Source organism: Burkholderia sp. MSMB1826 (assembly GCF_001526325.1).
Lineage (GTDB): Bacteria > Pseudomonadota > Gammaproteobacteria > Burkholderiales > Burkholderiaceae > Burkholderia.
The window spans coordinates 279,152-305,016 of the sequence record NZ_LOYN01000015.1; the positions used below are offsets into that span (position 1 = coordinate 279,152).

At 68.4% G+C, this 25,865-nt stretch carries 23 protein-coding genes and 2 pseudogenes; 10 read left to right on the top strand and 15 right to left on the bottom strand.

Annotated features, from left to right (window positions below; all coding sequences use genetic code 11):
• Positions 1-15: 15 nt before the first annotated feature.
• Positions 16-978, bottom strand: a complete 963-nt coding sequence (gene ftrA, locus WS95_RS08175; protein ID WP_059823235.1) for a transcriptional regulator FtrA — start codon at positions 976-978, stop codon at positions 16-18.
• A 114-nt stretch (positions 979-1,092) separates the two neighbouring features.
• On the opposite strand from ftrA, the gene WS95_RS08180 reads away from it, so the two are divergent.
• Both WS95_RS08180 and WS95_RS08185 read left to right on the top strand, forming a co-directional pair.
• Positions 1,093-1,512 (top strand): rhodanese-like domain-containing protein, encoded by a 420-nt coding sequence (locus WS95_RS08180; protein WP_059823236.1) that lies wholly within the window; start codon positions 1,093-1,095, stop codon positions 1,510-1,512.
• A gap of 90 nt (positions 1,513-1,602) precedes the next feature.
• On the top strand, positions 1,603-1,929 hold the full coding sequence (locus WS95_RS08185; protein WP_034204379.1) for a superinfection immunity protein: 327 nt from the start codon (positions 1,603-1,605) through the stop codon (positions 1,927-1,929).
• 15 nt (positions 1,930-1,944) lie between these two features.
• On the opposite strand, the gene WS95_RS08190 is transcribed toward WS95_RS08185, so the two are convergent.
• From WS95_RS08190 to WS95_RS08220, 7 genes are all read right to left on the bottom strand, one after another.
• Complete coding sequence (locus WS95_RS08190; protein ID WP_059786008.1) at positions 1,945-3,105, bottom strand: cytochrome P450; 1,161 nt, start codon at positions 3,103-3,105, stop codon at positions 1,945-1,947.
• A gap of 101 nt (positions 3,106-3,206) precedes the next feature.
• Positions 3,207-3,473, bottom strand: a complete 267-nt coding sequence (locus WS95_RS08195; protein ID WP_034204377.1) for a YodC family protein — start codon at positions 3,471-3,473, stop codon at positions 3,207-3,209.
• Between the two features lie 344 nt (positions 3,474-3,817).
• Complete coding sequence (locus WS95_RS08200; protein WP_059786010.1) at positions 3,818-4,678, bottom strand: isocitrate lyase/PEP mutase family protein; 861 nt, start codon at positions 4,676-4,678, stop codon at positions 3,818-3,820.
• 144 nt (positions 4,679-4,822) lie between these two features.
• A complete protein-coding gene (locus WS95_RS08205; RefSeq protein WP_059823238.1) occupies positions 4,823-6,490 on the bottom strand; it encodes an ankyrin repeat domain-containing protein in 1,668 nt (555 codons plus the stop codon).
• Positions 6,491-6,673: 183 nt separating this feature from the next.
• Positions 6,674-7,099 (bottom strand): GNAT family N-acetyltransferase, encoded by a 426-nt coding sequence (locus tag WS95_RS08210; RefSeq protein WP_059823239.1) that lies wholly within the window; start codon positions 7,097-7,099, stop codon positions 6,674-6,676.
• Positions 7,100-7,153: 54 nt separating this feature from the next.
• Entirely contained in the window at positions 7,154-8,014 is an 861-nt protein-coding gene (locus WS95_RS08215) for a MurR/RpiR family transcriptional regulator (protein WP_034204373.1), read from the bottom strand.
• Positions 8,015-8,068: 54 nt separating this feature from the next.
• Positions 8,069-8,422 carry a YgiW/YdeI family stress tolerance OB fold protein gene (locus WS95_RS08220; protein WP_034204372.1) on the bottom strand — a complete coding sequence of 118 codons (354 nt, stop codon included), beginning with the start codon at positions 8,420-8,422 and terminating at the stop codon, positions 8,069-8,071.
• 234 nt (positions 8,423-8,656) lie between these two features.
• Here WS95_RS08220 and WS95_RS08225 point away from each other — a divergent pair, with 234 nt between their 5' ends.
• From WS95_RS08225 to WS95_RS08235, 4 genes and pseudogenes are all read left to right on the top strand, one after another.
• Positions 8,657-9,319 carry a response regulator gene (locus WS95_RS08225; protein WP_034204371.1) on the top strand — a complete coding sequence of 221 codons (663 nt, stop codon included), beginning with the start codon at positions 8,657-8,659 and terminating at the stop codon, positions 9,317-9,319.
• 5 nt (positions 9,320-9,324) lie between these two features.
• Positions 9,325-10,692, top strand: coding sequence for an ATP-binding protein (locus WS95_RS08230; RefSeq protein WP_373557149.1), 1,368 nt, complete (start codon positions 9,325-9,327; stop codon positions 10,690-10,692).
• A gap of 154 nt (positions 10,693-10,846) precedes the next feature.
• A pseudogene (locus WS95_RS35645) lies at positions 10,847-11,044 on the top strand (antibiotic biosynthesis monooxygenase); the annotation flags it as partial.
• A gap of 585 nt (positions 11,045-11,629) precedes the next feature.
• Complete coding sequence (locus tag WS95_RS08235; protein ID WP_059502489.1) at positions 11,630-11,830, top strand: hypothetical protein; 201 nt, start codon at positions 11,630-11,632, stop codon at positions 11,828-11,830.
• Between the two features lie 470 nt (positions 11,831-12,300).
• Here WS95_RS08235 and blaPEN-B read toward each other — a convergent pair whose 3' ends face one another.
• Entirely contained in the window at positions 12,301-13,239 is a 939-nt protein-coding gene (gene blaPEN-B / locus WS95_RS08240) for a PEN-B family class A beta-lactamase (RefSeq protein ID WP_059823243.1), read from the bottom strand.
• A 135-nt stretch (positions 13,240-13,374) separates the two neighbouring features.
• Between blaPEN-B and penR the strand changes: the two genes are divergently transcribed.
• Positions 13,375-14,265 carry a beta-lactamase transcriptional regulator PenR gene (penR, locus tag WS95_RS08245; protein WP_059823245.1) on the top strand — a complete coding sequence of 297 codons (891 nt, stop codon included), beginning with the start codon at positions 13,375-13,377 and terminating at the stop codon, positions 14,263-14,265.
• A 489-nt stretch (positions 14,266-14,754) separates the two neighbouring features.
• Here penR and WS95_RS08250 read toward each other — a convergent pair whose 3' ends face one another.
• From WS95_RS08250 to WS95_RS08265, 4 genes and pseudogenes are all read right to left on the bottom strand, one after another.
• Positions 14,755-15,006 carry a hypothetical protein gene (locus tag WS95_RS08250; protein ID WP_006482135.1) on the bottom strand — a complete coding sequence of 84 codons (252 nt, stop codon included), beginning with the start codon at positions 15,004-15,006 and terminating at the stop codon, positions 14,755-14,757.
• 96 nt (positions 15,007-15,102) lie between these two features.
• Positions 15,103-17,325, bottom strand: a complete 2,223-nt coding sequence (locus WS95_RS08255) for an amylo-alpha-1,6-glucosidase (protein ID WP_059823246.1) — start codon at positions 17,323-17,325, stop codon at positions 15,103-15,105.
• 158 nt (positions 17,326-17,483) lie between these two features.
• Positions 17,484-17,841: pseudogene (locus WS95_RS08260) on the bottom strand (autotransporter domain-containing protein); the annotation flags it as partial.
• A 94-nt stretch (positions 17,842-17,935) separates the two neighbouring features.
• The gene (locus WS95_RS08265; protein ID WP_059786030.1) at positions 17,936-18,970 is read right to left on the bottom strand and encodes a rod shape-determining protein; all 1,035 of its coding nucleotides are present in this window, start codon (positions 18,968-18,970) and stop codon (positions 17,936-17,938) included.
• 273 nt (positions 18,971-19,243) lie between these two features.
• On the opposite strand from WS95_RS08265, the gene WS95_RS08270 reads away from it, so the two are divergent.
• A complete protein-coding gene (locus tag WS95_RS08270; protein WP_059823250.1) occupies positions 19,244-21,661 on the top strand; it encodes a patatin-like phospholipase family protein in 2,418 nt (805 codons plus the stop codon).
• Between the two features lie 102 nt (positions 21,662-21,763).
• On the opposite strand, the gene WS95_RS08275 is transcribed toward WS95_RS08270, so the two are convergent.
• On the bottom strand, positions 21,764-22,894 hold the full coding sequence (locus tag WS95_RS08275) for an ATP-binding protein (RefSeq protein WP_034204363.1): 1,131 nt from the start codon (positions 22,892-22,894) through the stop codon (positions 21,764-21,766).
• A gap of 64 nt (positions 22,895-22,958) precedes the next feature.
• Positions 22,959-23,669 (bottom strand): response regulator, encoded by a 711-nt coding sequence (locus tag WS95_RS08280; protein WP_034204362.1) that lies wholly within the window; start codon positions 23,667-23,669, stop codon positions 22,959-22,961.
• Between the two features lie 221 nt (positions 23,670-23,890).
• On the opposite strand from WS95_RS08280, the gene WS95_RS08285 reads away from it, so the two are divergent.
• Both WS95_RS08285 and WS95_RS08290 read left to right on the top strand, forming a co-directional pair.
• Positions 23,891-24,805, top strand: coding sequence for a glutaminase (locus WS95_RS08285; RefSeq protein ID WP_059823252.1), 915 nt, complete (start codon positions 23,891-23,893; stop codon positions 24,803-24,805).
• 139 nt (positions 24,806-24,944) lie between these two features.
• Positions 24,945-25,742 carry a hypothetical protein gene (locus WS95_RS08290; RefSeq protein WP_156444457.1) on the top strand — a complete coding sequence of 266 codons (798 nt, stop codon included), beginning with the start codon at positions 24,945-24,947 and terminating at the stop codon, positions 25,740-25,742.
• Positions 25,743-25,865 lie beyond the last annotated feature (123 nt).

Consider the following 25,865-nt stretch of genomic DNA (forward strand, 5'->3'; position numbering starts at 1 on the left):
CCCGCCCGGCGCCTGCTACGTGCCGCCGCGGTCCATCCCGCGCCGGTACGCGGCCGGGCTCGTCGCCGCGACGCGCCGGAAATGCCGGCGCAGCGATTCCTCGGATCCAAACCCGGCGCGCGCCGCGACCTGCGCAAGCGGCAACGCGGGCTGCGCTTCGAGCATGTCCTTCGCGACGTTCACGCGTTCGCGGATCAGCCACGCGAGCGGCGACATCCCCGTCGCGTCCGCGAACCGACGCTGCAACGTGCGCGTGCTCATCGCGGCCTGCGCGGCGAGCGATGCCAGCGTGTGCGGCTCGGCCGCATGCGCGCGCATCCAGTCGATCAGCTTCGCGAGCCGGTCGGTGCCGCCCGGTGCGACCGGACGCGGCACGAACTGCGCCTGGCCGCCGTCGCGATGCGGCGGCAGCACAAGGCGCTGCGCGACGCGGTTCGCGATCGCACCGCCATGATCGCGGCGCACGAGATGCAGCAGCATGTCGAGCCCCGCCGCCGAGCCGGCCGACGTGACGATCTGCCCTTCGTCGACGTACAGCGCATCCGGATTCACGCGCAGCGCCGGATAACGCGCCTGCAGGCGTTGCGCATACCGCCAATGCGTCGTCACGGTGAGGCCGTCGAGCACGCCGGCCGCCGCCAGCACGAATACGCCCGAACAGATCGAGCAGAGCCGGGCGCCGCGCCGGTGCGCGGCCCGCAGCTTCTTCAGCAACGGCTCGGGCGGCAGCTCGTCCGGATCGCGCCAGCCCGGAATCACGATCGTATCCGCGCGATCGAGCGTCGCGAGCCGGTAAGGCGCGGCAACGGTAATGCCGCCCGCCGCGCGCACGGGCCCCGGCTCGCTCGCGCATACCGCGAAGCGATACCAGTCGACGCCCAGCTCGGGGCGCTCGAGCGCGAACAGTTCGACCACGCAGCCGAATTCGAACGTGCAGAGGCGATCGTAGGCGAGTGCGACGACGAGATGATTGTGCATGGCGCGATGTTACCGGAACTTGTCGATCGCGCCACTGCCGCGACGTGCGCCGAACCGCGATACTGCCCTCCATTGCGGCGCATTCCGTGCCCGTTCAACCAGGAGAGCCTCACCATGTCCTACGTCACCGACGTCCCCGCCGCCGACAGCGTCGCCGCCCTCGCGCATTTCGAGGCATCGCTGCGCTTCGAGACCGATTGCTGGGACGTGCACGACGCACTGGCGTCCGGCGCGCCCGATTTCGTGCTGCTCGACGTGCGCGGCCCCGAGCAGTTCGCCGCCGGCCACGTGCCCGGCGCGCGCAACCTGCCGCACCGCAAGATCGTCGAAAGCAAGCTCGCCGGTTACCCGGCCGGCACGCTTTTCGTCGTCTATTGCGCGGGGCCGCACTGCAACGGCGCCGCACGTGCGGCGATCCGGCTCGCGCGCCTCGGCCGCCCGGTCAAGCTGATGATCGGCGGCGTGACGGGCTGGCTCGACGAAGGTTTCGCGCTGAGCAACGAAGTGCAGCCGGCGGACGCCGAAGCCGCCTGATCGTCACCGAAAGCGCAACAATCAATTGCCGGCACATAAACGGAAAAAGCGCGACAATCAGCCTCATTGCAGTTCGGACGGAGCAGCACCATGCATGATGCAGTCCTGATTCAAGTGGCCGGTTCAGTCGCAGCGATCGCGCTCTATTTCCTGCCGGCCGTCATTGCGGACCGGCGCGCCCGGCACGACAAGCTGACGATCGCGATGTTCAACGCACTGTTCGGGTGGACGGGCATCGGCTGGCTGATGACGCTGTACTGGGCGTGCCAGCCGAACCCGCGCACCGACGTCGCGCAAACGATCCTCGCGAAGCGCCGCGGCGTCAGCATGCGGACCTTCTCGACCGGCCTCGTCGAACGCGTGCAACGCCGCGTCGCCGCCCAGGAGCAATGGGCGGAAAAGCAAGGTTGCCGTTGAGCCCTTCTTTCCCCTTCACGTTATCGCGTCGAACTTCGGCATCCTGACGTTGGTCGACGCGCGGTAATCCCACTTCAGCGCATCGCGCGGCGGCCAGCCGCCCGCGCGCAAGCGCGCCGCGAACGCCCCCGCCGTCACCGCCCGTGCGATCCGCTCGCCCGGACACCCATGCGGCCCCGTGCCGAAGCCGAAATTCGGCCCCGTCGTGCGGCCGGGCATCAGCCGGTGCGGATCGCGATGCACGGCTGGATCGCGGTTCGCCGCCGCCAGCACGACGAGGATCGCATCGCCGGCCTCGACGCTCACGCCTTCGATCGTCGTGCGTGCCGCGACGAAGCGGCGCGTGTTCTGCACCGGCGAATCGAAACGCCCGACCTCGGCGACGAATGCGTCGAGCGCGGCGGCGTCCGGCATCGCGCCTGCTTCGCCGTTCCATGCCACGAGCGCATTGCCGAGCCATGCGGCGGTCGCTTCGCACGTCTGCGACAGCAATCCGACGAGATTCGCGACCCGCGCGCCGCTCGCCTGCCAGCCCGACGCCCGTGCCGCCTGCTGCACGGCGGCGACCAGCGTGCCGTCCTCCGCATGCGACTGCGCGACGCGTTCCGTCATCCGGTCGAGCAGTTGCCGCGCAGCGTCGCTCGCGCGCGCCAGCGCCGCGGCATCCGACAGCGGCGACAGCGCGGCGACGAACTCGACGACCCGCGCCGCGATGTCGTCGAGCTGCGTTTCGTCGAAGCCGAGCAGATCGGCGACCGCGCACACCGGCACCGTCATGCACCATGCGTTCAGCGCGTCGGCATCGCCGGGCGCCGGCAGTCGCCGCGCGGCAAGCGCCTCGGCGCGATCGCGCAGCGCATCCGTGTCGATCGGCGCGAACGCCGCGCGCAACGCCTGCTTCGGCACATCGTGTCGCGACGCGCCGTCGTTCATGCGCACCAGCTCGCCGAACAACGCGCCGGCCGTCGTGCCGCGCAACGCGGGCGGCACCGGCGCGTCCAGCGGGCGCACCCGGCAGGCCGGATCGCCGAGCACGGCCGTCACGGCCGCCGCGCGGCTCGCGACCCACAGGCCGAGCGTGGCGTCGAACGCGAGCGGCGGGCCGTCGACGAGCGCTGCGTAATAGGGATAGGGATCGCGGTGCGTGACCGCTGCAATGGGATCGATCGGGTTCATGCGTCCAGTATCGGCGCAGCGCGCCGTCGCATGTTTCGGGGTGACGTGAAATGTCGTCGCACGGACGCCGCGCGCCGCGGCATCGCAGCGGCCGACCGGCGTCAGGCCGCCGACCGGTCGCGGTGCGACTGCATGCGCAGTCGTACCCGCCCGGCCGAAATCGCACGCGGCTCGGGCACCACCGTGTCGTGATGGAACATTTCCTGCCGGAACTCGCCGCTTTCGTCGAACCACTGGCAGATCAACCAGTCGCCGTCGTCGAACACGACCGGCCCGGCATACGTGACGGTCATGCGCGGCCCGCCCGTTTTCAGCGTCACGACGTCGCCCACGCGAAACCGGACGCGGTGATTTTCTCGGATCGTCATCGCTCTCTCAGCTTTTTATATATTGAATATATTGATATTCCCGGCGGCCCACTCACCGGCCATTGGAACGTGCCGCAGATTATCAATCAAATAATCATCCGGCAACTCCCGCGCACGGCAACGCGCTGAGCGGGAACCTGCAACAATGCGCGGGATCGTCGCGCATGACGACCCGCCGAGCGTCAGCGCCCGCGCGGCTTGCACGCCGATTGCGACCGATCGGGCGGAATGCGCAGAATAGACGACGATTTTTGCGCCGTCACCGACGATTAATTCCGACGCGAAACCGGTTGATTATTGTCAATCAATGCCACGCCGTAAACGATTCCATTTTTTATTGGGGCTCATTCGTCGAACGAAATCGGCGAATTATCCGGTGCAGCAAACCAGCGGTTGATATCGCGCCCCGGTACGGCCGTCCGGGTAAAGGTGAACGTGCCGTCGCGCCTCATCTCCGTCGCCGCGCGCAGGAATGCGCCGAGCGCGGCCCGCGCCAGCGCGCCGCCGACGCTGACGCGCTTCACGCCGAGCGCCGCCAGCTCGTCGACGCTCAGCAACCCGCCCTGCAGACCCATGACGACATTGACGGGCGCGCCGACCGCCCGGGTCACCGCCGCGATCTCGTCGGCGTCGGTGATGCCGGGCGCATACAGCACGTCGGCGCCGGCGTCGCGATAGGCGACCAGCCGCGCGATCGTGTCGTCGAGGTCGCGCCGCCCGTGCAGGTAGTTTTCGCAGCGCGCGGTCAACGTGAACGGAAACGGCAGCGCACGCGCCGCGTCGACGGCCGCCGCGATCCGCTCCACCGACGCGTCGCGCGCGTAGATCGGCGTATCGGCGCGGCCGGTCGCGTCCTCGATCGAGCCGCCGACCGCGCCTGCCTCGGCCGCCAGCCGGATCGTTTCGGCCACCGTGTCGGGTGCGTCGCCGAAGCCGTTCTCGAGATCGGCGCTCACGGGCAGGCCGCCCGCGGCGACGAGATCGGCGATGTGAGCGAGCATCGCGTCGCGGTCGATCGCGTTGTCGGGTCGCCCTTTCGAAAACGCGTAGCCGGCGCTCGTCGTGGCGAGCGCCTCGAAACCGGCCATCGCGAGCAGGCGCGCGGTGCCGGCGTCCCACGGGTTCGGGATGATGAACGCGCCGGGGCGCGTGTGCAGCGCGCGGAAGGCTTCGGCGTGGCGGGCTTGCAGGTCGGAACGGGTCATCGCGAACTCCGGGGAAGGTATTGACGAGTGAGCATACGCCGGTCGTGCACGCGACGTTTCAGCGTTCGCCGAAATGTCGTCGCGCAACAGGACAAACGCGCCGATGCCGAATGCAGGCCGCCACGCACGGCCGCCCGCGTCGGTTCACGTCGATGCGGACAGCCCGACGTCGACGCCGAGCAACACGTCGGTGACCGCCTCGGAGAACCGCATCGCGCGACCGTCGATCAGCACGCCATCCGGATTCGACGGATCGCGCACCGCCGGCGGCACGCCGTGCGCGACCAGCACGCGCGCGCACGCTTCCCAGTCGGGATCGCCGACGCCCTCCGGCTCGTTGACGGACGCCCAGGACAACGTACCGAGCGCATCGCTGCCGAAGCCGTGCAGGTCGCGCCAGCTTGCGCCGTGCGCGAGCAGGAACGCCAGCAGTTCGGCATCGCCGCGGAACACCGCGTGGTTCAGCGCACTCGCGTCCCAGTCGCCGCCGCGCGCGGCGATCGGCCAGCCCAGTTCGACCATCACCTTCACCGCATCGCGCGAACCCCACGCGGCGGCGTCCGGCAGCAGCCGCAGCCGGTCCTCGGACAGCGCACCGGGCAGCTCGCGATGACGCGCCTGGATGCGCCGCGCTTCGTCGGCATCGGCGCGCGCGCAGGCCGCCACGAACGCGTCGTGTGCGTCGAGCGCCTCCTCCGCGCCGGCCGCGCGCAACAGCGCCGCGACGTCGGACAACCCGGTCTGCATCGCGAGCCGGTACGCGCTCACGCCCGCGGCAGTCCGCGCGCGGGGATCGGCGCCGGCCGCCAGCAGCGCGGCGACATGGCGCGCCGTGCAACGCACGGCGATCGCGCGCAGCAACGGCGCACCCCACATCTTCGTCGGCCCGTCGCCGGCCGGCTCGTTCGGGTCGCCGCCATGCGCGAGCAGGCACTCGAGCGCGGCAGCGTCCGGCACGTCGAGCGCCCGCCGCAACGCATTCGTCCCGCTCACCTGTGCGCCGTGCTCGAGCAGCAGGCGCGTGCATGCCGGGTTCTCCACCGAGTGATACAGCGATTCGCCGTCGTTCGGATCGGCGCCGGCTTCCAGCAGCATCGCGGTGAGCGCCGGATCGCGATTGACGCCGGCGGCGCCATACAGCGCCGACAGCGGCGCCGACTCGTCGGGCTCCGCGAGCGAGGCCGGCGCCGTCCGGTTGCCGATCCGCTGGTTCGGATCGGCGCCCGCGTCGAGCAGATAGCGCGCGCACGTACGCAGCCGGGCCGCGAATTCGGGAAGCTGGCCGAGCCGCGAATGCGTGACGGCGACGAGCGGCGGCAACTTCAGCGCACCGCCGGCGCGCGCGATCCAGCCGGGATCGGCGGCCAGCGCCGCCTTCACCGCGTCGAGATCGCCCGACGCGCACGCGATCGCCGGGTCCGCCGAGACGAGATCGGGACGATCGCGCAGCAATTGCGCGGCGACGCGCGGCCGGGCCGCGTCGAAGCCGCCGGTCACGTCGGCGCCGTACGCGAGGTCGAGCCAGCGGCGAATCAACGACGACCGCGGTTGCCGCGCGAGCGCATGCGTTTCGACGAACACGCCGAGATCGGCCCATGAAGCAAAACCGTACTCGCGCGCGATGCAGGACTGCGCGTCGTGCAGGCGGAGCCCGAGCGCGAGCGTTTGGTCATGCGTGCGATTCGCGGCCGCCGGCAGGGACCGGACGAAGCGCGCGACGGCATCGGCGTCGCTCTGCCGGTACAGGCGCAACAACGCCTTGGCCTGCTTTTTCAGATGATCGGGATGGGCGTTGGAAGGCAGCTTTTTCATGCGGATCCTCGTGCGTGGATGGCCGAAGGTCCGCAATACCGCCAGCACAAAGGATGGGGGAAGACTGGATTTGCAGCGACAGGTGGGTTGAACCCTTTCCGCGGACCCGGAAGCGACCTGCATCGCTGGCCGGTATCGTAGGCGACGGCCGCCGGCGTCGTCAATCGTGCGGCGCGGCGCCGCTCAGCCCGCGAGTTTCTTCGTCAGAAAGATGCGGGTGTGCCCGACCGGGTAATCGTGGAGCTCGCCGAAGCGGACATAGCCGCGCTTCTCGTAGAACGGCCGCGCCTGAAAGTCGAACGTGTCGAGCCACGCACCGTGGCAACCGCGCGCGACGGCCTCCTGTTCGGCCAGATCCATGATGCGCGTGCCGGCGCCTTGGCCGCGCGCGGCCTCGGGCACCACGAGCAGGTCGACATGCAGCCGGCCGAACGCCGTGCCGCCCCACAGGCCGCCGACCACCGCGCCGGTCTCGTCGGTCACGATCACGGCCAGCGGCCGGGAGTCGACCGGGCCGGCCTGGCTTTCGTTGAAGCGGATGAGCGGCGCGACGATCTGCTTGCGCACCTCCGGGTCGCCCGCATCGGTCACGGCATAGGTCAACGTCATCGGTTGCGTGGGGTCGTGGATGAAAGTGGGCGGAAACCGTGCATGCCGCGCCCGTCAAACGACGTATGCGCCCTTCGCGTGCAGTTCCGCTTCGGTCCGCTCGAGCGCCGCGATCGCATCGCTGCCTTCGAGCGCCAGCAACTGCGCGACCAGCGCCTCGGCCATCGCATGCGCGGCCACCAGCGACGGAAAGAACGACGGGCTGTCGTGCGTGAAGATCAGTTGCGCGTCCGCGTGCAGCGCGATCGGCGACACCGCGCTGTCGGTGATCGCGACGATCCGGCTGCCCTGCGCCTTCGCGGCCTGCGCGACGCGCGTCGCTTCGGCCGAATACGGTGCGAAGCTGACGATCACGGTCACGTTCTGCTTCGCGATCGTGCGCAACTCCATTTCGAGGGAACCGGCGACGCCGTTGAGCAACGACACGGTCGGACGAAACAGCCGGTAGCCATAGACGAAACCGAACGCGACCGGGTAGCACGAGCGAAAACCCGCCACGTGCACGTGCGACGCCTTGCGGATCAGCCTCGCCGCATCCGCGAGCGCGTGCTCGTTCTGCGCGGCGGTCGCCGACAGGTTGTGCTGCTGCGCGGCGAGCAGATCGTGCGCGAGCGACGCCTTCGCGTCGGGCCGCACGAGCGAGCGCGCACGCTGCGTGAGCGGTTCGGGACGCGTGCGCACGCGCGCGACGCACAGGTCGCGCAGCTCGTTCCAGCCGGGAAAGCCGAATTGCTGCGCGAGCCGCACGAGCGACGCAGGCTGCACCTGCGCGCGCTGCGCGACCTTGCGCATCGACGACGTGGCGACTTCGTCGGGATGATCGAGCAGGAAGGCGGCGCCCGCCTGGAATTGCGGGCTCAGCTCGGAAAATTGCGCCCGGATCCGGGACGCGAGTTCGTCGAAATTGGCGGCCATCTTGGTGGGAACGGAAACCGGTCGCCCATGGTATCACCGGCCCCGCGCCCACCGTCAGCGCAGCACTTCGACGTGATCGGCGTCGACCTTCACGCGGCCCGACCATTTGCGCTCGAATTCGCCGGTCAGCTTCACTTCGTTCTTGTCGCTGACGGGCTGGCCCGCGGCCCACAGCTTGGGGTCGATCTCGACGCGGATCGTGCCGGTCGCGTCGGCGAACTCGTAATCCTCGCCGCCGACGTGCTTGACGATGCGCCCCTGCAACTGCACGTGCTGGTCGTCTCGGCCGTTGGCGAGCAGCGCCTTCACGGTCGTCGTGGTCAGCGCGGACGGCCCCGTGTATTGCGCGTAGACGGCGGCAGGCAGCGCGACGAGCGCGACCGCCAGGATTCTGGCCAGGTGTTTCATGATCTCGGTCCTCTTCTTCGATGTGGCGCCGCGCTCCGTTGAACGCGACGGCGCCAGCTTACGGATCGTAAGATTAAGCAAACCTGAAGGGCATGCCGGAGCGACACGGTGCCGCATTTGGACCAGTACGAACGCGGGCCGCGCACCGCGCGCATTTAAGCTCGGCCTAAGACGCGTGCGCTTATCATGAGAACCCCGGGCGCCGCGGCGCCCCCGTTGGAGAGACACGAATCCATGCGCGTACTGCTCGTCGAGGACGATCCGCTGATCGGCAGCGGGCTCGAACAGGGCCTCAAACAGGAAGGCTTCGCGGTCGACTGGGTGAAGGACGGCGACGCCGCGTCGCTCGCGCTGCGTGCGACCGGCTACGGGCTGCTGCTGCTCGATCTCGGGCTGCCGAACCGCGACGGCCTGTCGGTGCTCGCCGCGCTGCGCCGCCGCGACGAAAACCTGCCCGCGATCATCATCACCGCGCGCGACGGCGTGCCCGACCGCATCGCGGGCCTCGACAGCGGCGCGGACGACTATCTCGTCAAGCCGTTCGCGCTCGACGAGCTGCTCGCCCGCATTCGCGCGGTCAGCCGCCGCCATGCAGGCCGCGCGCAGACGACGCTCGCGATCGGCCCGCTGCGGCTCGATCCCGTCAAGCACCTCGTCTGGCTCGACGACGACGAAGTGCCGCTGTCGCCGAAGGAATTCGTGCTGCTGCACGAGCTGATGCGCGAACCGGGCGCGGTGATTTCGCGCGAACAGTTCGAGGAACGGCTGTACAGCTGGGGCGAGGAAATCGAGAGCAACGCGGTGCAGGTGCATATCCACAACCTGCGCAAGAAACTCGGCCACGACATGATCCGCACGGTGCGCGGCGTCGGCTACCGGATCGGTGACGGCACGTGACACGCATGCAACGCGCGGTCGCGCGCTGGCGCAACGCGTCGTTGCGGCGGCGCCTGCTGACGTGGCTGCTGCCGGCCGCGTGCGTGATCGGCCTGGTCGCGAGCGCCGGCACTTACTGGGGCGCGCTGCGCGAACTCGACGATCTGCTCGACGACCAGATGCGCAGCATGTCGAAACAGATCGTCGTCGGCCCGAACGGCGAGCTGTCGTTCAGCAACCACGCCACCGGCAAGCACGGCTTCGAAGCGAGCGACCCCGATGCGGTGCTGTTGCAGGTATGGCGCAACGGCGCGCTCGTGTATTCGACCGACCGCGACTCGAAGCTGCCGCCGCCCGCGCAGCAAGGCATCGCGAGCGTCGACGTCGGCGGCCAGCCGTGGCGCACCTATGTGACCGAGCGCGGCGGCACGACGATCCGGCTCGCGCAGGCGCGGCATGCGCGCTGGGAGGCGATCGCGGGCATCGCCGTCCACCTGCTGTGGCCCGTGTTCTCGATGCTGCCGCTGCTCGCGCTCGGCCTGTGGTTCGGCATCGGCGCGGGGTTGCGGCCGTTGCGGGCAATCGCGTCCGGCCTGAAACGCAGGAATGCGAACAACCTCGAGCCGGTCGACGTCGCATCGATGCCGAACGAGGTCCGCCCGCTTGCCGAGGCCATCAACGACCTGCTCGCCCGTCTCGACCGCTCGTTCACGTTGCAGCGGCACTTCATCGCCGATGCCGCGCACGAGCTGCGCACGCCGATCATGGGGCTGTCGATCCAGTCGCAATTGCTGCAACGTGCGGCGACTGCCGAGGAACGCGAGCACATCCTCGCGCAGATCCATGCGGGCACGACGCGCCTCGGCCACCTCGCCGAACAGTTGCTGACGCTCGCACGCCTCGAGCCCGATGCGCAGGCGGCCGCCGGCGCGTCGGCGCCGGTCGATCTCGCCGCGCTGTGCCGTTCGGTGGTGTCGGACCGCGCGCGCGTCGCCGACGCGCACCGGATCGATCTCGGTGCGATCGTCGGTGCACCCGTGACGACGGCGGGCAATGCCGACACGTTGCGCGTGCTGCTGAACAATCTCGTCGACAACGCGATCCGCTATGCGGGCGAAGGCGCGCGCGTCGACGTGTCGGCGCGCATGGACGGCGCGACGCCCATACTCGAAGTCGCCGACGACGGCCCCGGCATCCCGGAGGCCGAACGCGCGGACGTGTGGGAACGCTTCTATCGCGGCGAAGGCGCGCAAGCCGCCACGTCGTCGGGCAGCGGGCTCGGGTTGTCGATCGTCAAGCGGATCGCCGAACAGCATCGCGCGACCGTCGCGCTCGGGACTACGCACGGCGGGCGCGGGCTGACCGTCACGGTGCGCTTCCCGCAGCCGAGCTGATGTGCGGGCGGCGGGCGGCTTGTCCACAGATTATGTTGGCAAGCGTGTGGACAACCTTTCAGCAACGGCAACAAGCCCTTGATCGGTAAGGGTTTGTCGTGCGTGCGCGGCAAATGCGCCGGACCGGGGCAAGCGCGCGCCCGCGTTGGTTGTCGTCGCCGTCTGGCAAGCCGACGCGGAATTCATGAAGCGTCATCTCGACGCAGCTTCATCGCGCGCTCGGCGAAAGCCCGACCTACCTGAACTACGCGGTCCGGGATTCGACGCGAAGCCGTCGGCCTGTCCGTCGTCCGCCGTCGCCAGCCCGCACCTGTTCCAGAAGGTCGGCGTGGCCGGTATCTGCACGGCGTGAGCCGGCGTGCGAAGCGTGGCAGCGCGTGGCATCGGCCGAATCGCGAATGCGGACTTCTCCACAGAAAATGTTGGCAAGCTTGTGGATATCCTGCGCACCGCGGCGCTAAACCCTTGATCCGATGGACTTTGGCACGCGTGATGCAGACAAGGCCCGGACAATGGCCATCGCCTTCACCGCTTCGCCGCACATCGCATCACGATGCCACGACGATGTCCGTCCCAATGTACGTCATCAGATGGGCGTCGACACCCCCGCACGCATACCGGACCGGCGCTGCGCCACTTACCCACAAATTTTGTTGGCAAGCTTGTGGATATCCTGCGCAAGCCTGCGCTAACCCGTTGATCGGCCTGCGATTCGTGCCGCGCGTCACGGTTTCGGCAACGCGCGGCATCGGCATGCGCGAACAAGGACGATCGGGCGCCCGCGCAGCGCCCTGCCGATGCCTTGACGCCCGTGCCCGCCGCGCATCAAGATCACGCAAGCCGCACGCAGGCCGCGCATCGTCGGCCATGCGCGTGGCCGCCCCGGGCCGGTCGTGCCGCCGGCACCGTATCGCGACACCTCACTCCGAGGAAGACCATGGAACACTTCACCGCGTGGCAATTGCTCGTCTCGCTCGTGCTCGTCGCCATCGTCGTCTATCCGTACGTCCGCATCGTGCGACGCACCGGGCATTCGGGCTGGTGGATCCTGACGATGTTCGTCCCGGTGCTGAACTTCATCATGTTGTGGGTGTTCGCGTTCGCGCGCTGGCCCGCCGTCGACGATCGGCAGCCCTGAGCGTTGCGGTCGCGGCCGCGCGCGAGCTTGTCCACAGATTGTGTTGGCAAGCATGTGGATAGCCTGCGCATACCGCGATCAAGCACTTGATCCGAAAGACTTTGTCCGCGCCGCCTCGAAAACGGCACGACGACACCCGATCGCTCGTTGCAGGCCGCGCCGGCACGTGACGCGCCGGCTGCCGTGCTTGTCCACAGATTGTGTTGGCAAGCGTGTGGATAGCCTGCGCATACCGCGACCAAGCGCTTGATCCGAAAGACTTTGTTCGCGTCGCTTCAAATGCGGCACGACGGCGCGCGTCGCGCCGGGCGCCGCGGCGCGCGGGCTTGTCCACAATTTTTGTTGGCAAGCATGTGGATATCCTGAGCATGCGCGACCTAAGTCGTTGATCGCACAACGTTTGATCGTGCGGGTCACGACTGCGGCACGGCGCGCCCGCGGCCCTCGCCACGCGCGCCGTGCCACGCCGCTCAACCGAACGTCCGCGCGACGATGCGCGCGACCGACGCGATCACGTCGTCCTTCGCCCGTGCATCGGCTCGCGTCTGCGTGTAGTACACGGCCAGCACGATCGGCGCGCGCGACGTCGGCCAGATGACGCCCGCATCGTTGGTCGTCCCGTAATCGCCGGTACCGGTCTTGTCGCCGACCGTCCATCCGGCCGGCACGCCCGCGCGAATTCGCTTGTCGCCGACCTTGTTGCCGCGCAGCCACGCGACGAGCTGCGCACGCTGCGCCGCCGGCAGTGCGTCGCCGAGCGTCAGCACGCGCATGCTGGCGGCCATCGCGGCGGGCGTCGTCGTGTCGCGCGGGTCGCCCGGCAGCGCGGTATTCAGTTCGGTCTCCCATCGATCGAGACGGAACATGTCGTCGCCGATCGAACGCGCGTAAGCCGTGACCGCCGACGGGCCGCCGATCAGCTTCATCAGCAGGTTCGCGGCCGAATTGTCGCTGTACTGGATCGCGGCCTCGCACAGCGCGGCGACCGTCATGCCCGCGCCGACATGCTTCTCCGACACCGGCGAATAATTGACGAGGTCGGCCTTGGTATACGTCACGCGCTGTTGCAGCAGGCCCGGCCGCTCGACGCTCTGCGCGAGCACCGCCGCACTCAGCATCGCCTTGAACGTACTGCAGAACGGGAAGCGCTCGCCCGCGCGATGCTCGATGACGCGGCCGCTCGCCGTGTCGATCGCACACACGCCGAGACGGCCGCCCGCGTCGCGCTCGAGATCGGCGAGCGTCGTCGCCGCCGCGACGGGCGCGATGGCGTCCGCAGCCGCCGCCGCTGCCGCCGCGGCAGGGTCCGGCGCCGCAGCCTGCCGCGACGCGCACGCGGTGACGGTGAGAACGAGCGGCGCCGTCGCGGCGGCCAGCAACAGGGTTCGACGTTTCGTTGAGTAGGTCATGTCGGTTGTCTCGTGGTGGAATGGCGGCAAAACGATGTTGCGTGTCGAAAACGGCCGGCCGCCGAGACAGCACTATCGAGACTTTACGGTTGCCTGACAAGCAACGATAATTGAGCGCTGACAAAAGAAATACTTATGACAAAACTCCGCCCTCATCTCCCGCTCAATGCGTTGCGCGCGTTCGAATCGTCGGCGCGCCACCTGAACTTCACGCGCGCCGGCCTCGAGCTGAGCGTGACCCAGGCCGCGGTCAGCCAGCAGGTGCGCTCGCTGGAGGAGCGGCTCGGCTGCACGTTGTTCACGCGGCTGCCGCGCGGTCTCGGGCTGACCGACGAAGGGCGCGCATTGCTGCCGGTGCTGAGCGACGCGTTCAGCCGCATCGAGACGGTGCTCAAGCAGTTCGACGGCGGGCGCTTCCACGAGGTGCTGACGCTCGGCGTCGTCGGCACCTTTGCCCTAGGCTGGCTAATGCCGCGACTGAAGCAGTTCGGCGACACGCACCCGTTCGTCGAGCTGCGGCTGCGGACCAACAACAACGTCGTCGACCTCGCCGCCGAGGGCCTCGATTTCGCGATCCGCTTCGGCGTCGGCAATTGGCCGGCGACGCGCAACGAGCAACTGCTCGATGCGCCGCTCACCGCGCTGTGCACGCCGGACATTGCGCGGCGTCTCGCGCAGCCGGCCGACCTCGCGAACGAAACGCTGCTGCGCTCGTACCGCACCGACGAATGGCTCGGCTGGTTCGACGCCGCGCAGCTCGAGCCGTGGGCCGTCAACGGGCCGGTGTTCGACTCGTCACGGCTGATGGTCGAGGCCGCGATACGAGGTGCGGGCGTCGCGCTCGCGCCCGCCTGCATGTTCGCGCGCGAACTGCAACTCGGCCAGCTCGCGCGGCCGTTCGACATCGACGTGCGCGCGGGCGGCTACTGGCTCACGTCGCTGAAGTCGAAACCGCTGACGCCCGCGATGACGCTCTTTCGCGACTGGATCGTGGCGGAAGCGGCCGGCGCGGCACCCATCGAATAACGCGGCCGCGCTTGTCCACAGAATGTGTTGGCAAGGATGTGGATATCCTGGGTATCCGGGGCCTAAGCCTTTGATCGCGCACGCATTCGTGCGCCGATGCGCGGCGCGAGCAGCCTTTGCGCACGGGCTTCGCGCACCCGTCGCATTCCGGCCGGATCCTCAACGCCTGCGACGCAATCGATTGCGAGTTGTCCACAGATTTTGTTGGCAAGCCTGTGGATATCCGCCAGATCGGGCGCGTAACATCTTGATACAGAAGGGGATTCAGTTCACGGACCTTGGCCGGTCAATGGTGTGGCACCGCAACGATTGTCGAACCGCACGCCGCGCACGCGTGGCGCACCCGGCCGATGGCCGGGCGGTTCTCCACAGATTGTGTTGGCAAGCTTGTGGATATCCTGCGTATCGGGCACCTAACTGATTGAGCGCACGGGGTTTTGTGCTGCGTCTGCCGAATCGGGCAGCGCCTGCCCCCGCGCCGCCCGTGCGTCAATGGCGGTCGAGGCCGCCGCGCAATTCGCTCGCCTTGTCGCGCAGCGCTTCGTAGCCCGAACGCGCATGCTCGGGCAGGTCGGGATCGCCGATCAGTGCGCCGAGCGTTTCGATCAGGCTGAACAGAATGCCCTTCGCCGCGCCGACCGCGATGCTCTGCGATTCGATCGACTTGTGCAGGTGGTCGACCGCCGCTTCCAGATTCTCGAGCTTGTGCTCGCCGTCGTCGGGCCGATTGTCGGTCGTCATCGTCTACCTCCGCCATCGTTCAGGGGTCATGTCACGATTCTATGCCGCCGCGCGCGAACGTGGCGCGACATCGCGCAACGTTCGCGCGGCACGCCGCTACAGCACCGCGACCACCTTCACGCGGCCTGGCTGCTCGGCTGCGGCGACGACCTGGCCGTCGACGCGGCGGAACGTCAGCGACACGGTTTCGTCGCCGACGCGCAGCGCATCGATCCGCAGCCAGTCGACGCCTTCGGGCAATGCCGGACGCTCGACGCGCACCTCGTGGCGCGCCGCGTCGATGCTCACGCCGAGGCACGCCTGCAGCATCATGAACGGCGCGCCGGCCGCCCACGCCTGCGGCAGGCAGGCCACCGGATACGCGGTCGGCGGTTCGCCGCGCCGGCGCGGGAATCCGCAGAACAGCTCCGGCAAGCGCATCTCGAAGCTCACCGCCGCCTCGAACAGCGCGCGCAGCAGATTCACCGCCGCCGTCTTGTCGCCGTAGCGCGCGAGGCCGCGCGCGATGAGCGCATTGTCGTGCGGCCACACCGAGCCGTTGTGATAGGCCATCGGGTTGAAACGCGGCTGTCCGGCCGCGAGCGTGCGGATGCCCCACCCCGTCTGGAACAGCGCCGAGCCGAGCACGCCGGCGACCGCCGCGCCGCGCTCGGCGTCGGGCAGCCCGAACGCAAGCAGATGGCCCGCGTTCGACGCGAACACGCGGCACAGGTCGCCATGGCCGTCGAGCGCGATCCCGTAGAAATTGCCTTCCGGCATCCAGAACAGCGCGTCGACCTGCTCGCGCAGCGTCTTCGCGCGCAACGCGTAGCGCGTCGCGTCGGCCGCATGGCCGCGCCGGTGCGAACACGCCGACATCGCGTCCAGCGCCGCGCATGCATAGGCCTGCACTTCGACGAGCGCGATCGGCCCGTCCGGGAAACGGCCGTCCGCGTGGAACACCGAATCGTGGCTGTCCTTCCAGCCCTGGTTCGCGAGGCCGCGCTCCGACGTGCGCTGATAATCGAGCAGTCCGTACGGATTGCGGTCGCACTTGTCGATCACCCATTGCGCAGCGCGCTCGAGCGCGGGCCACAGCTCGTCGATCAGCGCATCGTCGCCGGTGCGCTCGACATAGGCGCCCGCGAGCACGATGAACAGCGGGGTCGTATCGACGCCGCCGTAGTACAGCGCGAACGGCACCTCGCCCGTCGCGGCCATCTCGCTGCGGCGGAACTCGTGCATGATCTTGCCGGGCTCCGCGTCGCGGAACGCGGAGGTCTCGCGCGCCTGATGCTCGGCGAGAAAACGCAGCACGCCGCGCGCGAGCGACGGCTGCAGCCACAGCATCTGCAGCGACGTGATGATCGCGTCGCGACCGAACGGCGTCGAGAACCACGGGATGCCCGCATACGGGTACGGCCCCGTGTCGAGCTGCGTGGTGAGCAGCCCGAGATCCGCGAGCGAACGATCGAGCCATGCGTCGAACAGCGGATTGCCGGTGTTGACGCGCGCCATCGACTCGCGCCGTGCCCGCATCTCGCGATGCACGCCGACGAGCGCCGTGCGCAGCGCGACGCGGCCGCATCCGGGCCCTTCGCCCTGCGCGGGCCCGAGCGTCGCGTCGACGGTCAGGTAGATCGACACGCACGCCTGCGCGGCGATCGTCAGCGTGTAGTCGGCGCGATCGACCGACAGCGCGTCGGGCGCCGGCGAGAAATGCACGGTCACGTTGCGCTCCACGCGGTCGAGGCCGTCGTAGCGCAGCCGCACCGCGCCCGCGTCGACGCGCGGCGCGCCCACCGTGCCGCGCTTCGGCCGCTGCGTGCCGCGCACTTCGAACATGTCCTTGAAATCGGCCGCGAACGACAGCGACAGCGGCACCTCGGCTTCGCTCGCGCCGTAGTTCGTCAGCGTCAGCGCTTCGTACAGCACGTCGCCCGCGAGCACGCGCATCCGCTCGATGTGGATCACGCCCTCGGGTGTCTCGTGGCCGCCGAGCGGCGGCAGCGGGCGGTTCGTCAGGTGCGCGGTGAACGACGCGTTGTCGGCGCTCGTCGCGCCCGACAGCAGCGACGGCGCACGGCCGCCGAACGTCAGGCGCCAGGTCGACAGCACGCGCATGTCGTCGACGAACAGGCCGTCGTCATGCCCGCCGATGTCGCCGAGCGCGTCGCTGACCACGAACGCGTCGCCGGATTTCAGCACGTACTGGTTGTTGCGCGCGATCGCCTGCGGATCGGCTTCGGGCGCGATGAAAGCGGGACCCGACGCGGCGGTCGGGGCAATCGGCGCGACTTGCGGCGCCTGCGTCGTCGTGGCTTCGGCGTGATTCGGCATCGATGCTCCTGTGTCGAGGCGCAACGCGCGGCGCGCGTCGCGTGTTTCGCACAGGATAGGCCAGAACGGCGCACGTGCGCAGCGCCGAAACGGCCGCGACGGGATGCGACGAAGCAACGGCGCATGGCGTCGCGTACAGGCACATCGGTTGCCGGTCGGAATGGCCGCAGGATCTTGCCGAGGATCGCGTTGTTGCGCACGCCAGTGTCATACCGGCCGCCGTAACGCGAGGCCGAGCGTCAGGCGCTGCGTGACGTTCGCGTCGATGTCGGCTTCGAGCACCGCGCCGTCGCGAGCAATCGGCACGCCCGACAGCCGGAACGACGTGCCGCCGTCCGCGAACGTGAACGCCGACGACGGCCGCACGTTGCCGCACGCATGCCGCCAACCGACGGTGCCGCGCGCGGTGAACATGCCGCTCGCGATCGCGCCGAGCGGCGACGCCGCGCGCAGCCGGCGCGTCGAGACGCCGACGCGGGTCGTCTCGCCGCCGGCGCGCAGCACCCGCGCCCGTCCGTGCAATGGGCGATGCCGGCCACGCGGGCCGGCAACAGGGAGATCGAAAGAATGTGAAGCCTGCACCGCGGCGCCCGACCGGCACCGCCTCGGCTCAATCGACCGGGCACATCGCGAGCCGCCCCATCGCCTCGCCGGCGCCGCGCACCGCACAGGTGGCCGGCTCGTCGGCGATCCGCGCGACCAGCCCGGTCTCGTCGTACAGCAGGCGTTCGAGCCCGGCGAGCAGCGCGCCGCCGCCGGTGAGCACCACGCCTCGATTCGCGATATCGGTCACGAGTTCGGCCGGCGCGTTTTCCAGCACCGACTTCACCGCGCCGATCACCTGCTTGAGCGGCGCGGCCAGCGCGTCCGCGACGTCGTGATTGGACAGCTCGACCGAACGCGGCAGGCCGTCGCCGATGCCGCGGCCAACGGCGCGGGTCGACGTGCGCGGCACCGCGCTGGTGGCCGAGCCGATCGTCTTCTTCACGTGCTCCGCCGTCTGCTCGCCGAGCAGCACGCCATACAGGTTGCGGATATGGTTGACGATCGCCGCGTCGAACTGGTTGCCGCCGACGCGAATCGCCTCGCGGTACACGATGCCGCCGAGCGCGATGACGGCGACTTCGGTCGTCCCGCCGCCGATGTCGATGACCATCGAGCCGACCGCCTCGGTCACCGGCAAACCCGCACCGAGCCCGGCCGCGAGCGATTCCTCGATCAGTTCGACCTCCGATACGCCGGCCGCGAACGCGGCCTCGCGGATCGCGCGGCGCTCGACGGCCGTCGCGTCGGACGGCACGCACAACGTGACCTCGACGCGGCGGCCGAAGCGCGAGCGCGTGCGCGACATGTCGATGAAGCTGCGGATCATCTGTTCGGCCGCGTGTGCGTCCGCGATCACGCCGTGCCGCATGGGCCGCACGGATTCGAGATGCCCCGGTTCGCGGCCGAGCAATGCCTTCGCGAGCTCGCCGACGGCCTCGAGCGTCGGCCGCGCGTCGGTTGCGCCGCCCTTGCGGAAGCAGACGACCGACGGCTGGTTCAGCACCACGCCGCGTTCGTGCGTATAGATCCGCGTACTTGCCGTTCCCAGGTCGATCGCAACGGGTTGCGCAAACAACTTTCCGAACAGCGGAGTCGACATATTTCAAACCTTTGTGAGGGAACGGGCCGGGACAGCCGCGCCGCACGTTTTGCCGCGCGTCCATGCCGTCCCATCACGAGCTTAGCGGCAAATCGTTCCGATACTTTAGGCAATTCCCATGATTTTTTCGCGACGAAATTGCCGAATGTGGCGTTTCGGGTACGTCCGGCTACGCAACGGCCTCTCGCGTCGGGCCTGTAAAACACGGTAATCTCTCGGTCTTGCCTGCTCCCGGCAGGCCTCAGACGCACGATCACGCCAGGTATGTTCGCCATGACAGCGACCGTTTTCTTCCGCTGGGCGCCGGTGCGCCCGCTCTGCACGACGCTCGTTGCCTTCTGGTGCTGCACGGTCGCCGCGCAACCGCTGCCGGCCACCGAAGCCGCCGCTGCCCGGACCGCTGCCGCTGCCGCCGACGCGCCGGCCGCCGCACCTGCCGCACCTGCCGCACCCGCCGCGTCGGCGCACAGCTGCACGGCCGACGGCGGCCCGGCCGGCCGGCCGTCGATCGGCCTCGTGCTGTCCGGCGGCGGCGCGCGCGGCTACGCACACCTCGGTGTCCTGAAAGTGCTGGCGGACAACCGGATTCCGATCGACTGCATCGCGGGCACCAGCATGGGCGCCGTGGTCGGCGGCCTGTACGCGAGCGGGATGGCGGCCGACGAGATGCAGAAGCGGCTGTCGGAGGTCAATCTGGCGGATATCGCGTTCGACGTGACGGACCGTGCCGACCTGCCGCAAACCAGCCGGGAAGACGAACGCCTGTACATCAATGGGCTGACGCTCGGCTTCGGCAAGAAAGGCGTCAAGGCGCCGGTCGGCCTCGTACAGGGCAACCGGCTGCAGGCACTGCTCGCGGACTGGACGGCCGCCGTGCCGACCAACCAGCCGTTCGACCACCTGCCGATCCCGTACCGCGCGGTCGCGACCGACCTGCAGACGGGCCAGATGGTCGTGCTCGACCACGGCTCGCTGCCGCTCGCGATTCGCGCGAGCATGGCGATGCCGGGCCTGTTCGCACCGGCCGAGATCAACGGGCGCGCGCTGGTGGACGGCGGGCTCGTCAGCAACCTGCCCGTCGACACCGCGCGCCAGATGGGCGCGAACGTCGTGATCGCCGTCGACATCGGCTCGCAACTGCGCCCGCTCGACGCGCTCGCGTCGCCTGCCGACGTGATGCAGCAAATGGTCGGCATCCTGATCCGCCAGAACGTGACCGCGCAGCGCAAGCAGCTCGACGCGCAAGACGTGCTGCTCACGCCGGACCTCGGCTCGCTCGCGTTCACCGATTTCCAGAACGCGAAGCAGGCGATTGCCGCCGGCGAAGCCGCCGCGACCGCGGCGCTGCCGAAACTGCGGCGTTTCGCGCTCACGCCGGAACAGTACGCGGCCTACCAGTCCGCGCACGCGCAGCCGCTGCCGCCGCCGATCCGGATCACGCGCATCGACATCAAGACGAGCGGCGGCGTGCCGAAGCGCGTCGTCAGCAACGCGCTGCACGTGAAACCCGGCGACATCTACGATCCGAAGACCGTCAGCCAGGATCTGCTCGGACTCACGACCGGCGGCAACTTCGAGAGCGTCACGCAGCAGATCGTGAGCCGCGGCGACGACAACGTGCTCGAGATCAACGCGCGCGAGAAGTACTGGGGGCCCAACTTCCTGCTGTTCGGGCTCGGCATGTCGAGCAGTTCGACCGACGAAGGCGGCTTCCGCCTGCACGTCGGCTACCGGCGGCCGTGGCTCACCGAATCGGGGCTCGAATTCCGCGCGGACACGACGATCGGCAGCGACCTGCAGTCGGCACGCGTCGAATTGCGCCAGCCGCTGTCGACCGCGTACGGCGTGTACCTGTCGCCGTACGCCGAATACCAGCGTCGCTATGCGAACCTGTACGACAACTCCGGCGACGTGAAGATCACGCAGTACCTGATGCAGACGGCACGCGCGGGAATCGATCTGGGCCTGCCGATCGCGCGGCTCGGCGATTTCCGGATCGGCGTCGGTTACGTGACCGGGCACGGCTCGCCGACCTACAACGTGCCGTTCGACGACGGCAGCGGCCAGACGCTGCTGTGGCCGAGCTTCACGTCCCAGGCGCTGGTCGCGCGGGCGCGGCTCGTGATCGATCAGCTCGACGATCCGATGTTCCCGCGCAAGGGCTATTTCGGCGAACTGCGGGTCGACCGCTCGCTCGTGTCGCGCAACGGCGGCTCGGCGCAGGAATTCGACGACGGGATCAACAACGCGCCCTATACCGAGATCTACGGCAAGGCGATGATTGCGCAGCAGTTCGGCCGACACAGCGTCAGCGCGACGATCGAAGGCGGCAAAAGCATCGGCGGCACCAACCTGATCAACGCGTTCAACTTCACGCTCGGCGGCTTCCAGCATCTGTCCGCCTATGCGGCCGATCAGTTGAACGGCAACGAGCTGGCGTACGGGCAGATCACGTACATGAACCAGCTGATGACGTTCAATGCATCGCCGATCAAGGCGCTGTCGGTGGGCGCCAGCGCGGAAGTCGGCAACGTCTGGTCCAGCGGCCAGCAGATCGGCGGCGGCTCGCTCAAGCAGAGCTACACGTTCTTCACGAGCCTGTCGACCGCGTTCGGGCCCGTCTACATCGGCGTGGCGCTCGCGCCCGGCGGCCGACGCAACTTCTACCTGCAGCTCGGCCGCACCTACTGAGTCTGCGCGGATGCCGCTTCGGCGGCGTCCGTGGCGCGCGTGCGCCCGCCGGTAGCCTGCGTCTTCGCGATTGCCGTCGGTCGGCCCGCGCGCAGCGTGGCGCTAGACCGGCCAGCTGATCTCGAACCGCGCGCCGCCGAGCTCGACCGGATCGACGACAGCGATCCGGCCGTTGTGCGCGTGGAGCACCTGTCGCGTGATCGACAGGCCGAGCCCGTAGCCGCCGGTGCGACGGTCGAGGCGCACGAACGCGTCGAAGATCCGTTCGCGCTCGCTCTCGGGCACCCCTGGACCGTCGTCCTCGACGAAGATCCCGATGTTGCCGTGCAAGAGCGAGATCCCGACGACGATCCGCGATTTCGCGTACTTGCTCGCGTTGCGCAACAGGTTGCGCATCGCATACGACATCAGCCGCCGATCCATCTTCACGCGCAGATCCGGCCCGATCGCGATGCGCGACTCGATCGTGCGATCCGGATACAGCAGTTGCGCGTCGTTCACCTGGTGCTCGAACCACGCGACCGGCGCGGTCATCTCGAGGTTCGACTGCAACGAGCTGTACTCGAGCCGGGCATACGTGAGGCTCATGTCGATCAGCTCCTCGAGCTCGGTCACGTCCTGCGCGATGCTCTCGAGCGCGCCCTGGTATTCGGCCGCCGAACCCGGTTCGCGCAGCATTTCGAGCGCGAAGCGCACGCGCGCGAGCGGCGTGCGCAGCTCATGCGAAATCCCGTTCGTCAGATCGCGCTGCGCGGCGATCAGCCGCTCCATGCGCATCGCGAGCGCATTCAGCGTGCGCGCGAGCGGGCCGATGATCACGCTGTGCGATTCGCGCGCGCGCGTGTTGAAGCGCCCGCCGGTGAAGTCGATCGCACGCTCGCGCACCATCACCAGATCCGACCACACCGGCCGCATCCACCGGTACGCGGCGAGCGCGGGCGCCGTGAACACGAACGCCAGCACGATCCAGATGTCGCCCGGCAGCGAGTCGAACGCATGCCACACGACCTGCGGCGACAATTCGACGGACAACGCGAGCGCGGGCACCAGCGCGGTCAGCAAGACGAGGCCGAGCAGATGCACGTAGGTGCGCACGTACAGGCGCGACCAGCTCGGAATACGGTCGGCGCGCGTGTCGGTCCACGCGCGACGGAAATGCAGCCAGCGCCATTTGACGTAGCGCAGCGTCGGCAGCGGCGGCGCATCGGGGCGAGAACGGGTTCGTCGGATCATCGCGGCTCCCGGCCGGCGGGCGGAATGTCCGCGCGGAACGTGACGGCGTCGCGCGACGGCGGCGTCATTCCCACGCGTGCTTGCTGAATTGATAACCCTTGCTGCGGATCGTCTTGATCCGCTGCGGGTTACTCGCGTCGTCGCGCAGCTTGCGGCGCAGCTTCGAGATGCGCCCGTCGATCGTGCGGTCGAGACCGTCGAATTCGACGCCGCGCAGCTGCAGCATCAGATCGTCGCGGCTGACGACTTCGCCCGCATGACACACGAGCGCCCACAGCAGGTCGAATTCGGCCGACGTCAGGTCGGGCGTGCTGCCGTCGGGCAGCACGACGGTGCGGTCGGTGCGGTCGATCGAGAACTTGCCGAACGCGTAGCGCTCCGGTTGCGGCGCGGCGCTCTCGGCCGCGCGCACGGGCGCGCGGCGCAGTTGCGCCTTGATCCGCGCGAGCAGGATGCGCGGCTCCACCGGCTTGTGCACGTAGTCGTCCGCGCCGAATTCGAGGCCGAGCAGCTCGTCGAACGGCTCGTCGCGCGCCGTCACCATGATGATCACGCCGTCGTACTGCTTGCGCGCCTCGCGGCAGATTTCGAAGCCGTCCTTGCCCGGCAGGTTCACGTCGAGGATGACGAGATCGGGACGAATGGACAGGATCGCCGGCACCGCGGCGTCACCATGCAGCACAGTATCGACTTCGTAGTCGTTCTTGCGCAGGTAGCCGGCGATCAGCGTGGACAGGCGGGTGTCGTCTTCGACGAGCAGGATGCGAAAAGACATGGGCGGCGTTCGGATCATCGGAGAAGCCGCGGCGGCGGCGCCGGCCGGTGCCGGACGCCGGCCAGCGGCCGAAACGTACCGCATGATACTGCGCCCGCCGCTCGCCTGTTTGCCGGTCTTGAAAATAAGGGCGCGATTTCGGCCGCGCTTGACGAATCGGCGCCGGGACGGTTCCATACGGGCTCGCCGGAATCCGGCCTGCCTCTACCCTGCCTGACGCGATGAATTACCAGACGATCCTCGAACGCATCCACGCCAAACTCGCCCCCTGGATTGGCCAGGGACGGGTGGCCGACTACATTCCCGAACTCGCGAAAGTGCCCGCCGACAAGTTCGGGATGGCCGTCGTGACGCTGGACGGAAACGTTTACACCGTCGGCGATGCGCACGAGCGCTTCTCGATCCAGAGCATCTCGAAACTGTTCGCGTGCACGCTCGCGTTCCAGTTGCTGGGCGACGCGCTGTGGGAACGGGTCGGCCGCGAGCCGTCCGGTACCGCGTTCAATTCGCTGGTCCAGCTCGAAAGCGAGCGCGGCAAACCGCGCAACCCGTTCATCAACGCGGGCGCACTGGTCGTCACCGACGTGCTGTGCCGCCGCTTCGTGAAGGCCGAGACGGCGCTCGTCGAATTCGTGCGGCGGCTGATCGGCGCGAACGACATCGACTACGACTCGCGCGTCGCGACATCGGAATTGCAGCACGCGGAGCGCAACCGCGCGATGGCGCATTTCATGGCGAGCTTCGGCAACATGCAGATGCCGCCCGACACGGTGATCGATGCGTATTGCCGCCAGTGCGCGATCACGATGAACTGCGTCGAGCTCGCCAGCGCCGCGCTGTTTCTTGCGAACGGCGGCGTCGCGCCGGCGACCGGCGAGCGAATCGTCGATTCGAGTTCCGCGAAGCGGCTGTCGGCGCTGATGCTGACCTGCGGTACCTATGATGCGGCCGGCGATTTCGTGTATCGCGTCGGGCTGCCGGCGAAGAGCGGCGTCGGCGGCGGGATCGTCGCGGTGCTGCCCGGGGAGATGGCGGTGTGCGTGTGGGCGCCGGGGCTGGATGCGAACGGGAATTCGTTGGCGGGGACGCTAGCTTTGGAATGGTTGACGACTTATACGGGCAGGTCGATTTTTTGAGGCGGCGAAGTTAGCCTCGCCTCACCCGGCGCAATGGGCGATATCGGCAGCACGTCAACATGGTTCGCGGCAGAAGCTGATCAAACGGAGACTCGATAATGGCGTTGTACGGGATATCGGCATTGGCGATCCTGCTTTTTTGACGCTTGCAGTCACCGTACCGATCACGCTAATCGTCGTGGCCTTCGGGTTGAACGGTCGCGTTCGCAAGCATAAGGCCTGGAGATGCGGCGCGGTCTTTCTCGGTTGCCTGGTGTTCGTGCAGGTTGTCGCGCTTTTCAACAATCGTGCAATTGCCGACGGCTATGACCATGCAATAAGCGCCTGGTACACCCACCACCTCACACGGGCAACGGTATTCGACGGAATGACGTTCCCGCCAGGCTCGACGGTTGTCCTGGACGACTACGCGCCACACTCGGTCCGAAGCGGGACCGTCCCGCCGAACACGCCGCTTCTCGGGCTCACCGTGAGTGGAGACTTCGCCGTGTTTCGTGTCGACAACAAGACGCGCTACCTTGCATCGGGAACGCTTGCGAAGCCGGCATCGTTCGCCGGGATCGAGTGCGCACCCGGCCTATTTACGCACAATCAGGAGCGCACTCCCTCCGAATACGTCAACCTTGTGGACACCGTGGACTGCACGCTGGCCTCTGGGCTTCAAGATCATGAGCTCGATCTCCCTGCCGGAACCCATGTCAAGGCGGTCGCTGTCGACGGCGCTGTCGCAGCGCCGATTTCGGGAGAGCTGCCCCGCCCGCGGAAAATTTTCGGTATTGAATGCGACGCAGGGCCATTTGAATTCGACACTTTCGATCGATTCACCTGCATTCTGGCCGTGAACCAACGTGTGGGTGAACACGAACTACGCCGTGGGGAAGAGGTTATGGTATCGAGGAAACAGGACGGCAGTCTCGAGCTCTTTGGGAGACATTGAGGAGACGGCGAGCGGTACCCGTACGTCGGCTCATATTGCCGGTATGCGGGGACGCTGGCGCTGGAGTGGTTGACGACTTATACGGGAAGGTCGATTTTTGAGGCGGCGAAATTGAGCGCGTCT

Bases quoted from the DNA above. Each gene is read 5' to 3' on its own strand.
- WS95_RS08180 (WP_059823236.1), top strand. From the start codon at position 1,093: ATGTCCTACGTCACCGACGTCCCCGCCGCCGACAGCGTCGCCGCCCTC.
- penR (WP_059823245.1), top strand. From the start codon at position 13,375: ATGACAAAACTCCGCCCTCATCTCCCGCTCAATGCGTTGCGCGCGTTC.
- blaPEN-B (WP_059823243.1), bottom strand. From the start codon at position 13,239: ATGACCTACTCAACGAAACGTCGAACCCTGTTGCTGGCCGCCGCGACG.
- WS95_RS08190 (WP_059786008.1), bottom strand. From the start codon at position 3,105: ATGAACCCGATCGATCCCATTGCAGCGGTCACGCACCGCGATCCCTAT.
- WS95_RS08265 (WP_059786030.1), bottom strand. From the start codon at position 18,970: ATGTCGACTCCGCTGTTCGGAAAGTTGTTTGCGCAACCCGTTGCGATC.
- WS95_RS08270 (WP_059823250.1), top strand. From the start codon at position 19,244: ATGACAGCGACCGTTTTCTTCCGCTGGGCGCCGGTGCGCCCGCTCTGC.
- ftrA (WP_059823235.1), bottom strand. From the start codon at position 978: ATGCACAATCATCTCGTCGTCGCACTCGCCTACGATCGCCTCTGCACG.
- WS95_RS08230 (WP_373557149.1), top strand. From the start codon at position 9,325: ATGCAACGCGCGGTCGCGCGCTGGCGCAACGCGTCGTTGCGGCGGCGC.
- WS95_RS08275 (WP_034204363.1), bottom strand. From the start codon at position 22,894: ATGATCCGACGAACCCGTTCTCGCCCCGATGCGCCGCCGCTGCCGACG.
- WS95_RS08185 (WP_034204379.1), top strand. From the start codon at position 1,603: ATGCATGATGCAGTCCTGATTCAAGTGGCCGGTTCAGTCGCAGCGATC.
- WS95_RS08225 (WP_034204371.1), top strand. From the start codon at position 8,657: ATGCGCGTACTGCTCGTCGAGGACGATCCGCTGATCGGCAGCGGGCTC.
- WS95_RS08210 (WP_059823239.1), bottom strand. From the start codon at position 7,099: ATGACGTTGACCTATGCCGTGACCGATGCGGGCGACCCGGAGGTGCGC.
- WS95_RS08215 (WP_034204373.1), bottom strand. From the start codon at position 8,014: ATGGCCGCCAATTTCGACGAACTCGCGTCCCGGATCCGGGCGCAATTT.
- WS95_RS08285 (WP_059823252.1), top strand. From the start codon at position 23,891: ATGAATTACCAGACGATCCTCGAACGCATCCACGCCAAACTCGCCCCC.
- WS95_RS08235 (WP_059502489.1), top strand. From the start codon at position 11,630: ATGGAACACTTCACCGCGTGGCAATTGCTCGTCTCGCTCGTGCTCGTC.
- WS95_RS08195 (WP_034204377.1), bottom strand. From the start codon at position 3,473: ATGACGATCCGAGAAAATCACCGCGTCCGGTTTCGCGTGGGCGACGTC.
- WS95_RS08205 (WP_059823238.1), bottom strand. From the start codon at position 6,490: ATGAAAAAGCTGCCTTCCAACGCCCATCCCGATCATCTGAAAAAGCAG.
- WS95_RS08250 (WP_006482135.1), bottom strand. From the start codon at position 15,006: ATGACGACCGACAATCGGCCCGACGACGGCGAGCACAAGCTCGAGAAT.
- WS95_RS08220 (WP_034204372.1), bottom strand. From the start codon at position 8,422: ATGAAACACCTGGCCAGAATCCTGGCGGTCGCGCTCGTCGCGCTGCCT.
- WS95_RS08255 (WP_059823246.1), bottom strand. From the start codon at position 17,325: ATGCCGAATCACGCCGAAGCCACGACGACGCAGGCGCCGCAAGTCGCG.
- WS95_RS08200 (WP_059786010.1), bottom strand. From the start codon at position 4,678: ATGACCCGTTCCGACCTGCAAGCCCGCCACGCCGAAGCCTTCCGCGCG.
- WS95_RS08280 (WP_034204362.1), bottom strand. From the start codon at position 23,669: ATGTCTTTTCGCATCCTGCTCGTCGAAGACGACACCCGCCTGTCCACG.